The organism is Herbaspirillum sp. Her3 (genome assembly GCF_057961275.1).
This window is the reverse complement of the sequence record NZ_CM176328.1, coordinates 2,982,005-2,994,436: the sequence shown is the minus strand read 5'-3', so window position 1 is coordinate 2,994,436 and position 12,432 is coordinate 2,982,005. Positions and strand designations below refer to the sequence as shown.

Sequence of the window (12,432 nt, the reverse complement as noted above, 5' to 3'; positions counted from 1 at the left end):
AGAGATAAAGGCTGTAAAATATAAAAATATCACATGAGATATTGGATAGTTATGTATCCTGATGGGCTAAAATCGACGTCATCCGACTCCATCCACCTGTAATGCCGCCTTTTTAAGATTCAAGCGCCATGATCCAGATTGATGACTACTTGCGGGCCGCCACCCGGGACAACACCCGAAAAAGCTACCGCGCCGCAGTGAACCATTTCGAGGCTGAATGGGGCGGCTTCCTGCCGGCCACCGCCGATAGCATCGTGCGGTACCTGGCCGCCTATGCGGGCGTATTGGCGCACAACACCCTGAAACAACGCATCTCTGCACTGGGTCAATGGCACGTCGACCAAGGTTTTCCGGACCCGACCAAGGCACCTGTGGTGCGCAAGATGCTGCGCGGCATCCAGGAACTGCATCCCGCGCAAGAAAAGCGGGCCAAGCCGCTGCAGCTTGATGCGCTTGAGCAGACCTGCGCCTGGCTCGAACAGCAGCGCGAGCAGGCACGGCACCAGGGGCGCTTCGGCGATCTGCTCCGTCACACCCGCGATAAGGCGCTGCTGCTCATTGGATTTTGGCGCGGATTTCGCAGCGACGAGCTGGCCAGGCTGGAAATTGATCGCATCGAGGCCGTTGCCGGCGAAGGCATGACGATTTATTTGCCACGCACGAAGACCGACCGAAGCCTCAAAGGCACCACCTACAAAACGCCCGCGTTATCGAAGCTATGCCCGGTGGCAGCCTACCTAGACTGGTTGGCTATCAGCGGTCTGAAATCGGGCGGCGTTATCAGGGGCATTGACCGCTGGGGCACGATTAGCGAAGGTGCCGTCAACGCGGCCAGCATCATTCCGTTGTTTCGCCGGATCTTAAAGACCGCTGGGGTTACGGACGTCCACCTTTATAGTTCGCACTCATTGCGCCGAGGCTTTGCCAGTTGGGCCAGCGCTAATGGATGGGAGATGCGGGCGCTGATGGAGTACGTGGGATGGAAAAACGTCAGTTCGGCTTCGCGATATGTAGATTCGCCGGATCCATATCACCGAGAAATGTTGGAGCGTCTCATTCCCAAGACGCCTCCTCTGCTGGAGCAATCCTGAGTTGAGCATTGCCTTTCTAGCCGACGATGATTTTTTGTCAGGCCCATGGCGGGGGGATTCAGCGCAAGAAATTGAATAAGCTCCGGTACATGGACGCAGTAGAGATGGTGTTGGGCACTCCAGCTCTATCTGGATCGAGGAAATATAGCCTGGCGAAGCTATTCCCCCCCTTTGTAGTGAGCAGTGCCTTTAATTCCGCTTTTAAAGCATCTTGGGCATCTTGTTTTGCCGTGTCGGTCGACCCTCACGTTCTACTACCTGGGCAGAACGAAACGTCAGAAGTCCGTTATTGACCGATAGCGGTCCACTTCTACCAAAATCCAACACGCTCTTGTTTTAATCTAATAATTCAATAATAATTGAATCATTGGATTGATTGGAGCTGTGATGGAAACCAAGACCGTTATTGCCGCACTGGCTGCTTTGGCACAGGACTCTCGCCTGGCCATCTTCCGCTTTCTCGTTCAGGTCGGGCCAGAGGGCAGTGCTGCCAGCAAAATAGGGGAAGCCTTGGACATTGCTCCCTCATCCCTGTCTTTCCACATGAAAGAACTCTCGCATGCCGGTCTGGTGACTTCGCACCAGGAGGGGCGCTTCGTCATCTATGCCGCCAACTACACCGTCATGAACGATGTTCTGGGGTTCCTCACCGAGAACTGCTGCGGTGGCAACGTGTGCTCGCCGGTGACGGCATGCTGCGAGCCAACCGCTACTGCCGAATAATCAATGCCTGGAACCGCCAGGCCTTCACGCCAAGGAGTCACCATGTCCACTAGCCAACAGAAGACCTACAACGTTCTTTTCCTCTGCACCGGTAATTCGGCCCGCAGCATCATGGCCGAAGCACTGCTCAACACCATGGGCAAAGGCCGTTTCAATGCCTACAGCGCAGGCAGTCATCCGGCCGGCGCCGTCAATCCGCTGGCGTTAGAACAGATCCACGCGACTGGTTATCCGCTGAATGACCTGCGCAGCAAGAGCTGGGACGAGTTTGCGGCACCGGATGCCCCAAAGATGGACTTCATCATCACGGTTTGCGACAACGCCGCCGGCGAAGTATGTCCGATCTGGCCAGGACAACCGATCTCGGCCCACTGGGGATTCGAAGATCCAGCGGCTGCTACCGGCACCGACGAGCAAAAGCGCGCCGTATTCTCGAAGGTTGCCCGCCAGATCATGACCCGCGTGAACATCTTCGCCAGCCTGCCGTTCCACACGCTCGAAAAGACCTCGATCAAGCGTGAGATGGACGCTATCGGCGCCACCCCGGTTTAAACCTCACGGCGAGAGCCCGATGGCTCTCGGCTCCTGATTCATCTTCTTCGACCAAGGAAAGAAAGTGCTGGCCGCTTTTGTCATCTTCCTGCTCACCCTGATTTTTGTGATCTGGCAGCCCAAGGGGCTCGGCATTGGCTGGAGTGCGTGCGCTGGCGCGGCCGTGGCTTTGGCTGCCGGCGTCATTCATCTTTCGGACATCCCGGTTGTCTGGCACATCGTCTGGAACGCCACGGGTACCTTCATCGCCATCATTATCATCAGCCTGCTACTGGACAAGGCCGGCTTCTTCGAGTGGGCAGCTTTGCACGTAGCCCGGTGGGGTGGTGGTCGCGGCCGCATGCTGTTCGTACTGCTGATCCTGTTGGGCGCAGCCGTATCTGCCCTGTTCGCCAACGATGGCGCCGCGCTGATCCTGACGCCGATCGTCATCGCCATGCTGCTGGCGCTGCGATTCTCGCCCCAGGCGACGCTGGCCTTTGTCATGGCAGCCGGCTTCATCGCCGACACGGCCAGTCTGCCACTGGTGGTATCCAACTTGGTGAATATTGTCTCGGCGGACTTCTTCAAGATCGGATTCGCGGAATATGCCTCGGTCATGATCCCCGTCGACATCGTGTCAGTCGTGGCGACGCTCATCGTGCTCTTTCTCTACTTCCGTCGAGATATCCCCGCAAACTATGACCTGACCCAGGTTCCGGATCCCGTCGCGGCCATCCATGATCGAGCAACGTTCGTCGCCGGCTGGTGGGTGCTTGCGCTGCTGCTGGTGGGTTTCTTCTGGCTGGAAGGCCTCGGTGTGCCCATCAGCGCCGTGGCGGCGGTTGGTGCACTGATCCTCCTGGCAGTTGCAGGCAAAGGCCATGTCATTTCTACGCGCGAGGTCATCAAGGGCGCGCCCTGGCAGGTCGTGTTCTTCTCGCTGGGGATGTACCTGGTGGTGTATGGGCTGCGCAATGCGGGCCTGACGGACTACCTGACAAGCGCGCTGAACGGCTTTGCAGAGCACGGCGTCTGGGGCGCTGCCCTCGGTACCGGCTTCTTGACGGCTTTCCTGTCGTCCATCATGAACAACATGCCGACGGTGCTGGTGGGCGCACTGTCGATCGACGCCACCACAGCCGAAGGCGCGGTGAAGGAAGCAATGGTCTACGCCAATGTCATTGGCAGCGACCTTGGCCCCAAGATCACCCCCATCGGTAGCCTGGCGACCTTGCTCTGGTTGCATGTGCTGGACAAGAAGAGCATCCACATCTCATGGCGCTATTACTTCCGGGTGGGCGCAATGCTGACGCTGCCCGTCCTGCTGGTGACGCTGTCCGCCTTGGCGCTGAGACTGGGAAGCTGAAGTGGATGCCCGTAAATCGACCTGGCTGATTCCATCACTTGGGCTGACCCAGATTGTCGGCTGGGGCTCGATGTTCTATGCCTACGGGATCTTGATGCAGCCGATGCAGACTGAGCTGCAGCTCTCCAAGCCAGTCGTGGTCGGAGCTTATTCCCTTGCGCTGCTCATTTCGGGGCTAATGTCCACGCTGGCCGGCAGCATCATTGACCGCATCGGTGGCCGGCTGCTGATGGGCGCCGGAACCGTATTGGCCGCCTTGATGCTGGCGGCCATGTCGTTCGTTCACGATGCGCAGGGGCTTTATCTCATCTGGGCGGTAATCGGGCTGGCCATGAGCGCGACGCTATACCAGCCGGCGTTCGCCGTGTTGACCCAGGTCTTCCAAGCAGATTTCCGCCGCGCCATCACGATGTTGACGCTTTTTGGTGGCTTTGCCAGTACCGTCGCCTGGCCGCTGACCCAATGGTTGCTGGAGCAGTATGGCTGGCGGACGACGTGGCAGATTTACGCGGTGGCCAACCTGGTGATCTGCCTGCCGGTTCATATGCTGCTTCCAGCAGCCAGGTCTATTCAGAAGACCAAGGCCGCCGCCAATAAGGATTGGGACCTGAGGGCTGTGCTACGGCAACCGAGTTTTTATGCAGTGACGACGGCCGTGACCTTGAACGCCCTGGTGTTCTCGGCAATGTCGTTGCACTTGATGTCGATTTTGCATGATCGCGGAATGACGCCGTACTATGCCGCCGCAATCGGAGCGATGATTGGCCCCATGCAGGTGTTGGGCCGAATCCTGGAGACCACGATCGGGAAGAAGGCCAGCACCAGGCAGACGGGCCAGTTTGCCATTTCCTTGCTGCCAGTAGCTTTGCTTCTGCTCTATGCCCCAGCTGACTGGCTGGTGCTCTACGGACTGTTTGCCATCCTGTACGGCATGGGCAACGGCGTCATGACCATCGTTCGCGGGACGCTGCCAGCTGAGTTGTATGGCCGTGAGGCCTACGGCGCCATCAGCGGCGCGATGGCAACTCCGGTCACGATCGCTTTCGCAGCCGGTCCGTTCGTCGCATCGCTCCTCTATAGCGTCGGGGGCGGCTATCCCGGTGCCATAGCTGCCCTGGTTGCCATAGCGGCGACGGGAGCAATTCTCTTCTTTTTCGCTACGGCGGCGATTCGCCCGCAATCAGAGCCGATTTCACAATAGGACCTCATCATGACGATCATCTATCACAACCCTGCATGCGGGACCTCCCGCAACACCCTGGCCATGATCCGCAACAGCGGCGAAGAGCCGACAGTGATTGAGTACCTGCAGCATCCACCCAGCCGTGAGCAGCTGGTCAAGATGATTCAGGATGCCGGTCTGACGGTTCGCGAGGCCATTCGCCAGAAAGGCACGCCTTACGCTGAGCTGGGCCTGGATGACGTCACCTTGACCGACGATCAACTACTGGATGCAATGCTGGCAAATCCCATCCTGATCAACAGGCCGTTCGTCGTGACGACCAAGGGAACCAGGCTGTGCCGTCCGTCCGAGTTGGTATTGGACATCCTCCCGAACCCGCAACAAGGCGCTTTCACCAAGGAAGACGGCGAAGTCGTGATCAATGCGGAGGGCCAACGTGTCGCACCAGGTAACTGATCTGCCCAACGTCGATCCCGGCCAATTCAAGGTGCCTGCAATCGGCGACTTCTCAAAAATTGGCGCATCGACCCACCGTCCGCGCTTTCTCCTGCTGTACGGATCTGTTCGTGAACGCTCTTACAGCCGATTACTGACCATGGAAGCGGCACGGCTGCTGGAAGCGATGGGCGGCGAGGTCAAGATCTTTGATCCCCGCGGCTTGCCGCTGCCGGATAGTGAGCCGGAGACACATCCTAAGGTCGCGGAACTACGCGAGCTGGCGAACTGGTCCGAAGGTATGGTTTGGTGTTCGCCAGAGCGCCACGGCGCTATGACCGGCATCATGAAGGCCCAGATTGACTGGATTCCGTTGACACAGGGGGCTATCCGTCCTTCACAGGGCAAGACCTTGGCCGTCATGGAAGTGTCCGGTGGATCGCAGTCCTTCAATGCTGTGAATCAAATGCGGATTTTGGGGCGCTGGATGCGGATGCTGACCATTCCCAATCAATCCTCGGTGGCCAAAGCGTACCTAGAATTTGACGACGCCGGCAGGATGAAGCCATCGCCTTACTACGAGCGGGTGGTCGATGTGATGGAAGAACTGTTCAAATTCACGCTGCTAACGCGTGATGTCTCGCCGTTCCTGACCGACCGATACAGCGAACGCCGAGAAAGCGCATTAGAACTGAGCAAGCGAATGAACCAGAAATCTATTTAAACCCAGCTCATCGAGACATGATCTATAATTTGTGCGATGAAAATGCTTCGTACATTTCTGATAGTGTTGCTAGCCATTGCCATTCCCCTTGAGGGATTGGCGGCTGTGCGCATGGTCGAAATGATGCGTAGTGTCACTCCTGCCATGGAGATGTCGGTCTCCGCAAACAGCTCGGACGAAACTTGCGTCATGAGCATGTCAAGTGGGGACAAGTCATCAAAATCGACGGCGCCATGCAAGATGGGAGACGCCTGCAAGATTTGCCAAGTGTTTCCGTCGACCACACCTTCAGCGGACGTTAATCTGCAGGTTCTTCCCTTGATCGCAACGGTCTCCCTGTTGCCCGAATCGTTTCTTCCTTCCCACGATCTGTCCGGATTGTGGCGTCCCCCTCGTTCACTCTGATCGTTGCTGATTTCTTGACACGCTTGGCTTGAGCGCCAAGTGGTCTTTCGCGCGCTTTTTCGCGCAGTCACGCTATGGAGTGAACAATCATGTCCTTTCACAGGATATCCGGGGCCCTGCTTGCTTTGCTGGCAGGGATGTCCGGCCTTGCCCACGCGGCTCCCTTATCTTTTAACGCTGCGCTCGATATCGCCGAGCGCCAGTCTCCCAACCTGGCCTCCAACAGGGCTCAAATTGCGGCAGCCCAATCATCGGCGATACCCGCAGGTGCTTTACCTGACCCCAAGATCTTTGCCGGAGTCGACAACTATCCCGTCTCCGGGCCGGATCGAGGCCGACTCAATGCCGACTCCATGACGATGCAGAAAATCGGCGTCATGCAGGATTTTCCCAATGCGGCCAAGCGCCAGGCCCGCGTTGCCGTAGCCGAAGCTTCGATCGAAACTGCGCAAGCACAGCGGCAAGTGGAGCGCCTCAAGCTGCGCCGAGCCACGGCCTTGGCTTGGCTCAAGCGCTATTTCCTGGAACGCAAGATCTCGCTGTTCGATGATTTGGGCAAAGAGAATCAGCTTCTGGTAGATGCCGTGCGCGCCCAGATCGCGTCTGGCCGTACCCAGGTGGCCGATAGCGTAATGCCCAAGCAGGAAGCGGCTCAATTGGCTGACCGTCGTGATGAACTGATCCGCGACCTCGTCAAGGCCAAGTCCGGCCTCCGCCGCTATGTGGGTGGTGAAGCCGATGAGCCACTGGTCGATGCGTTGCCTGAGCTGCGCATCGATGCTGACCATTTACGCGATCACTTGCACAAGCATCCGGAACTGGAAGCCTATTCTGCGGAGAGCCACAAGGCGGAAGCAGAATTGCGCCAAGCGCAGGCGATGAAGAAATCCGATTGGGGTGTCGAGCTAGCCTATCAGCGACGTGACCCGCGCTTTGGCAACATGGTGTCGGTCCAGTTCACGTTCGAGATTCCAGTTTCCCCCGCGACAAGGCAGGATCCCCTCATCGCGGCTAAACAGCAAGAGCTATATCGCATCGATGCAGACCGCGAGGCCATGCTGCGCGATCACACCAACGAGCTCGAAAGCGATCTGGCCGACTACCAATCCTTGACCCGGCAGCTTGAACGCGCTAACCAGACGGCCTTGCCGCTGGCACAGCAAAAAACCGACCTCCAATACGCCAGCTATCGCGCAGGCAAAAGTGACTTGACGACAGTCCTCGCGGCACGCCGGGAAGTCGTCGACCAGCGCCTGAAAATCATCGATTTGGAGGCGCAAAGATCCGCAGTCGCCGCCCAACTCTATTTCGCCTATGGGGAAGATCAACAATGAAAAAAAGCACTTACCAGATCGCCGTACTGATCGCGGCGGTTGCCGCGGTGAGCGGCATGGGTGGATATTGGATGGCCCATCGCGCCGCCGGCGCCGAAGCCATGCCTATCAAGACAGGGAATCCTGCCACGCAAGTTGAACGCAAGGTACTGTATTGGTACGACCCGATGATGCCGAATCAGCGTTTCGACAAGCCGGGAAAGTCGCCGTTCATGGACATGCAACTGGTCGCGAAATATGCGGATGAGCAAGGTGACGGCGCCGGCGTCAAGATTGACTCTGGGATTAGCCAGAACCTGGGAATGCGCACCGCCAAGGTCGAGCGTGGCAGCTTTTCGAGCACCGTGCGCGCTGTCGCCAACGTGCAGCTCAATGATCGCCAGGTGGCGATTGTCCAGGCCCGAAGCAACGGCTTTGTTGAGCGGGTCTACGCACGTGCTCCTGGCGACGTCATTGAACGCGGCGGGCCCCTGGTGGACTTGCTCATTCCGGAATGGGCTGGCGCCCAAGCGGAATTTTTGGCGGTGCTCGGTACGAAGGACCTGGCGCTGATCCAGGCCGCCCGTGCACGTCTGCAGTTGCTCGGAATGCCGGCTGATCTGATTAGCCGTGTAGAGAAAAGCGGCCGACCTCAGACGGTAGTGACCATCGCTGCACCTATTGCGGGCTTGATTCAGACCTTGGATATCAGGAGTGGAATGACGGTATCGGCCGGAGCGCCTTTGGCCAGGATCAACGGGCTCGATACCGTGTGGCTAGAAGCGGCAATTCCTGAGGCGCAAGCCGCACTAGTCAACGTCGGCGGTAAGCTGGAAGCGGATTTTGCGGCGTACCCAGGCGAAAAATTCACAGGCAAGATCCTTGCCGTTCTGCCGGAGAGCAACGCCGACAGCCGTACCCTCCGGGTTCGCGCCGAGTTGCCCAATCGCGATGGCAAATTGAAGCCGGGCATGTATGCGCAAATCGGCTTAGGAGGCGGCAAGGCAGCACCAAGTCTACTGGTACCGTCTGAAGCGGTCATCCGCACCGGCGCGCGCAATATCCTGCTGGTCACAACAGGCGATGGTCGCTACCAGCCGGTCGAAGTGAAGCTTGGCCAAGAATCCGATGGAAAGAGCGTCATCCTGGATGGCGTCACTGAAGGCCAACAAGTTGTCACGTCCGGTCAATTCCTCATCGATTCCGAGGCCAGCCTTAAAGGCGTGCTCGCGCGGCTGAACACTTCACCAGGCGCCGACGCCAAGAGCGCCCAGATGTCACTCAATGAGGCGACCGGGAAAATCGAATCACTGCGGGACACTGACATCACGCTCTCGCACGGTCCGGTCCCAACACTGGGTTGGGGAGCCATGACAATGTCATTCAAACTGGCGCGGCCTGAGATGGCAACACGTCTCAAGGCGGGAGATAGCGTGCATTTCGGTTTCCAAGAGAGAAATGGCAATTATGTGATCGAGAAGCTGGATCGGAGCACGCCATGATCGAAAAACTCATCAAATGGTCGCTTCGCAGCCGCTTCCTGGTCTTGTTTGGCGTGCTTTTTCTGGGGGCCTGGGGGGTATGGGCGCTCAAGACCACCCCTGTGGACGCGTTGCCCGATCTTTCGGATGTTCAGGTCATCATCCGGACTACCTATGCTGGCCAGGCGCCGCAAATCGTCGAGAACCAGGTAACGTATCCGCTGGCAACTACCATGCTGTCGGTGCCGGGTGCAAAGACGGTGCGGGGCTACTCGTTCTTCGGGGACTCCTTCGTCTATGTCTTGTTTGAGGACGGCACGGATATGTATTGGGCACGTTCCCGGGTACTGGAATATCTCAACCAGGTGCAGGGGCGCCTTCCGGCCTCGGCCAAGGCATCACTGGGGCCGGACGCTACCGGCGTCGGCTGGATCTATGAGTACGCGCTGGTCGACAGGAGCGGGCAACACGACCTGGCCCAGTTACGTAGCCTGCAAGACTGGTTCCTGAAATATGAGCTCAAGAGCCTGCCCAATGTCGCCGAAGTCGCAACGGTAGGCGGCATGGTCAAGCAATACCAAGTAGTGCTCGACCCGGTGAAACTGGCGGCCTACAGCATCGGGCAAGACAAGGTTGTCGACGCGATCAAAAAGGCCAACCAAGAAACCGGTGGCTCGGTGCTGGAGATGGCGGAAACCGAGTACATGGTGCGGGCTTCCGGCTATTTGAAGACGCTGGCGGACTTCCGCAACATTCCCTTGGCGACGGGGAAAAACGGCGTACCCGTCAAACTGGGCGATGTAGCGGCCATCCAATTCGGGCCGGAGATGCGCCGCGGCATTGCGGAACTCAATGGCGAAGGCGAGTCGGTGGGCGGCGTCATCATCCTGCGCTCAGGCAAGAATGCGCGGGACACCATTGCGGCCGTCAAGAGCCGACTGGAAGAGCTCAAAAAAAGCCTACCCACCGGTGTTGAGGTCGTACCTGTCTACGACCGCAGCCAGTTGATCGATCGCGCCATCGACAACCTGTCGCACAAGCTGCTTGAGGAGTTCATCGTCGTTGCGGTTGTTTGCGGCCTGTTTCTCTGGCATCTGCGTTCCGCACTGGTGGCCATCGTCTCTCTGCCACTGGGCATCATGATTGCCTTCATCGTCATGCGGTATCAGGGCGTCAACGCCAACATCATGTCCCTAGGAGGGATCGCCATTGCAATTGGTGCTATGGTCGATGCCGCCGTCGTCATGATCGAGAATGCGCACAAGCATATCGAAGAGTGGAAGCATCGACATCCAGGGCAACCTTTACAGGGGGAAACCCATTGGAGAGTCATCGGTGAGGCGGCGGCAGAGGTCGGACCAACGCTGTTTTTCTGCTTGCTGATCATTACGCTGTCATTTATCCCGGTATTTACCCTCGAGGCGCAGGAGGGACGCTTATTCGGGCCATTGGCATTTACCAAGACCTATGCAATGGCCGGTGCCGCCGGACTATCCGTCACACTGATCCCGATCCTGATGGGCTACATGATCCGCGGGAAGATCCCCTCGGAGAACAGCAATCCGCTCAATCGCTGGCTGATTCGTTGCTATCGGCCGTTACTGGAAGCCGTCTTGCGCCGCCCTAGGACGACACTGGCAATTGCGGCGCTTGCGCTGTTGACGACCTTATGGCCGATCAGCCGTTTGGGCGGTGAGTTCTTGCCGCAGATGGATGAGGGGGATCTACTCTATATGCCGTCAGCCTTGCCAGGCTTGTCCGCATCCAAAGCTGCCGAACTGCTGCAACAGACCGATCGCCTGATCAAGACGGTTCCGGAAGTCGCCAGTGTTTTCGGCAAAGCTGGCCGTGCTGAGAGTGCGACCGATCCAGCCCCCCTGGAGATGTTCGAAACGACCATTCAATTCAAGCCGCGTGATCAATGGCGCCCCGGCATGACGCCGGCAAAGTTGGTGAATGAGCTTGACCGGGTCGTCAAAGTGCCTGGCCTATCGAACATCTGGGTACCGCCCATTCGTAACAGGCTAGACATGCTGGCTACCGGGATAAAAAGCCCGATTGGCGTCAAAGTGTCAGGCACTAGCCTGGTTGATATCGACAAGACGGCGCAACAAATCGAACAGGTTGCCAAAGAGGTGCCAGGTGTCAGCTCCGCGCTCGCCGAACGTCTCAGTGGCGGACGTTACGTGGATGTCGATATCGACCGGCTGACTGCCGCCAACTACGGTCTCAATATCGCTGATGTCCAGAGCATCGTCTCGTCGGCCATCGGTGGGGAGAATGTCGGTGAGACGATTGAGGGACTGGCACGTTATCCGATCAGCGTTCGCTATCCGAGAGAGACTCGCGACTCGCTGGAGCGACTGCGCGATCTGCCGATCCTGACCGCCAGCGGGCAGCAGATCACCTTGGGAACCGTCGCCAAGCTGAAGATCAGCGATGGCCCGCCCATGCTCAAAAGTGAGAATGCTCGGCCCAGCGGCTGGATCTATGTCGATGTCCGGGATAGGGATCTGTCATCTGTGGTCGCCGATTTGCGCGCTGCGGTCAGTTCCAAAGTAAAGCTAACGCCCGGACTGAGCATTGCTTACTCGGGGCAATTCGAATACCTGGAGCGGGCAAATGCACGTTTAAAGCTAGTGGTGCCGGCGACGCTGATGATCATCTTCGTGCTGCTCTATCTGACGTTCCGACGCTTCGATGAGGCAGCATTGATCATGGCGTCACTGCCATTTGCTTTGGTCGGCGGCATCTGGTTTCTCTATGCCCAGGGCTACAACCTATCGGTTGCCACCGGTGTCGGTTTCATTGCTCTTGCGGGCGTGTCCGCTGAATTCGGCGTCGTCATGCTGCTGTACCTGAAGCAGGCGGTCTCTGTCCGTGAACAACAGGTAGGCGCTATCTCGGTCCCCGTACTGGAGGATGCAATCCGCGAAGGTGCCGTGCTCAGGGTACGCCCAAAAGCGATGACCGTGGCCGTCATCCTGGCGGGGCTGATTCCGATTCTGTGGGGAAGCGGTGCCGGCTCCGAAGTCATGAGCCGGATTGCAGCGCCGATGGTCGGCGGCATGATTACCGCTCCGTTGCTTTCGATGTTCGTCATTCCGGCCGCGTATCGCTTGATGCGTGGTCGTCAACCCAAAGCCAATCCGGCTTAATTTATCTTCAAAGTGAAAG

At 58.1% G+C, this 12,432-nt stretch carries 10 protein-coding genes; all 10 read left to right on the top strand.

What is annotated here, in order from left to right:
* Nucleotides 1–128 precede the first annotated feature (128 nt).
* The 10 genes from ACVC5H_RS13670 (at nucleotide 129) to ACVC5H_RS13625 (ending at nucleotide 12,413) form a co-directional block, all read left to right on the top strand.
* The gene (locus tag ACVC5H_RS13670) at nucleotides 129–1,091 is read left to right on the top strand and encodes a site-specific integrase (RefSeq protein ID WP_008328784.1); all 963 of its coding nucleotides are present in this window, start codon (nucleotides 129–131) and stop codon (nucleotides 1,089–1,091) included.
* Between the two features lie 387 nt (nucleotides 1,092–1,478).
* Nucleotides 1,479–1,814: an ArsR/SmtB family transcription factor gene (locus tag ACVC5H_RS13665; protein ID WP_008328785.1), complete on the top strand. Its 336-nt coding sequence runs from the start codon at nucleotides 1,479–1,481 to the stop codon at nucleotides 1,812–1,814.
* A 42-nt stretch (nucleotides 1,815–1,856) separates the two neighbouring features.
* Nucleotides 1,857–2,366 carry an arsenate reductase ArsC gene (locus tag ACVC5H_RS13660; RefSeq protein WP_008328786.1) on the top strand — a complete coding sequence of 170 codons (510 nt, stop codon included), beginning with the start codon at nucleotides 1,857–1,859 and terminating at the stop codon, nucleotides 2,364–2,366.
* 64 nt (nucleotides 2,367–2,430) lie between these two features.
* Nucleotides 2,431–3,714, top strand: coding sequence for an arsenic transporter (locus ACVC5H_RS13655; protein WP_008328807.1), 1,284 nt, complete (start codon nucleotides 2,431–2,433; stop codon nucleotides 3,712–3,714).
* A 1-nt stretch (nucleotide 3,715) separates the two neighbouring features.
* A complete protein-coding gene (locus ACVC5H_RS13650; RefSeq protein ID WP_008328809.1) occupies nucleotides 3,716–4,915 on the top strand; it encodes an MFS transporter in 1,200 nt (399 codons plus the stop codon).
* A gap of 9 nt (nucleotides 4,916–4,924) precedes the next feature.
* Nucleotides 4,925–5,353 carry an arsenate reductase (glutaredoxin) gene (arsC, locus tag ACVC5H_RS13645; protein ID WP_008328810.1) on the top strand — a complete coding sequence of 143 codons (429 nt, stop codon included), beginning with the start codon at nucleotides 4,925–4,927 and terminating at the stop codon, nucleotides 5,351–5,353.
* Complete coding sequence (gene arsH, locus ACVC5H_RS13640; protein ID WP_154134776.1) at nucleotides 5,319–6,056, top strand: arsenical resistance protein ArsH; 738 nt, start codon at nucleotides 5,319–5,321, stop codon at nucleotides 6,054–6,056. The genes arsC and arsH overlap by 35 nt, the downstream gene beginning before the upstream one ends.
* A 494-nt stretch (nucleotides 6,057–6,550) precedes the next feature.
* The gene (locus ACVC5H_RS13635; RefSeq protein ID WP_034350328.1) at nucleotides 6,551–7,795 is read left to right on the top strand and encodes a TolC family protein; all 1,245 of its coding nucleotides are present in this window, start codon (nucleotides 6,551–6,553) and stop codon (nucleotides 7,793–7,795) included.
* Entirely contained in the window at nucleotides 7,792–9,276 is a 1,485-nt protein-coding gene (locus ACVC5H_RS13630) for an efflux RND transporter periplasmic adaptor subunit (RefSeq protein ID WP_008328813.1), read from the top strand. The genes ACVC5H_RS13635 and ACVC5H_RS13630 overlap by 4 nt, the downstream gene beginning before the upstream one ends.
* On the top strand, nucleotides 9,273–12,413 hold the full coding sequence (locus ACVC5H_RS13625) for an efflux RND transporter permease subunit (RefSeq protein ID WP_008328814.1): 3,141 nt from the start codon (nucleotides 9,273–9,275) through the stop codon (nucleotides 12,411–12,413). The genes ACVC5H_RS13630 and ACVC5H_RS13625 overlap by 4 nt, the downstream gene beginning before the upstream one ends.
* The last annotated feature ends 19 nt before the right edge of the window (nucleotides 12,414–12,432 follow it).

Bases quoted from the DNA above. Each gene is read 5' to 3' on its own strand.
- ACVC5H_RS13670 (WP_008328784.1), top strand. From the start codon at position 129: ATGATCCAGATTGATGACTACTTGCGGGCCGCCACCCGGGACAACACC.
- ACVC5H_RS13665 (WP_008328785.1), top strand. From the start codon at position 1,479: ATGGAAACCAAGACCGTTATTGCCGCACTGGCTGCTTTGGCACAGGAC.
- ACVC5H_RS13660 (WP_008328786.1), top strand. From the start codon at position 1,857: ATGTCCACTAGCCAACAGAAGACCTACAACGTTCTTTTCCTCTGCACC.
- arsC (WP_008328810.1), top strand. From the start codon at position 4,925: ATGACGATCATCTATCACAACCCTGCATGCGGGACCTCCCGCAACACC.
- arsH (WP_154134776.1), top strand. From the start codon at position 5,319: ATGCGGAGGGCCAACGTGTCGCACCAGGTAACTGATCTGCCCAACGTC.
- ACVC5H_RS13635 (WP_034350328.1), top strand. From the start codon at position 6,551: ATGTCCTTTCACAGGATATCCGGGGCCCTGCTTGCTTTGCTGGCAGGG.
- ACVC5H_RS13630 (WP_008328813.1), top strand. From the start codon at position 7,792: ATGAAAAAAAGCACTTACCAGATCGCCGTACTGATCGCGGCGGTTGCC.
- ACVC5H_RS13625 (WP_008328814.1), top strand. From the start codon at position 9,273: ATGATCGAAAAACTCATCAAATGGTCGCTTCGCAGCCGCTTCCTGGTC.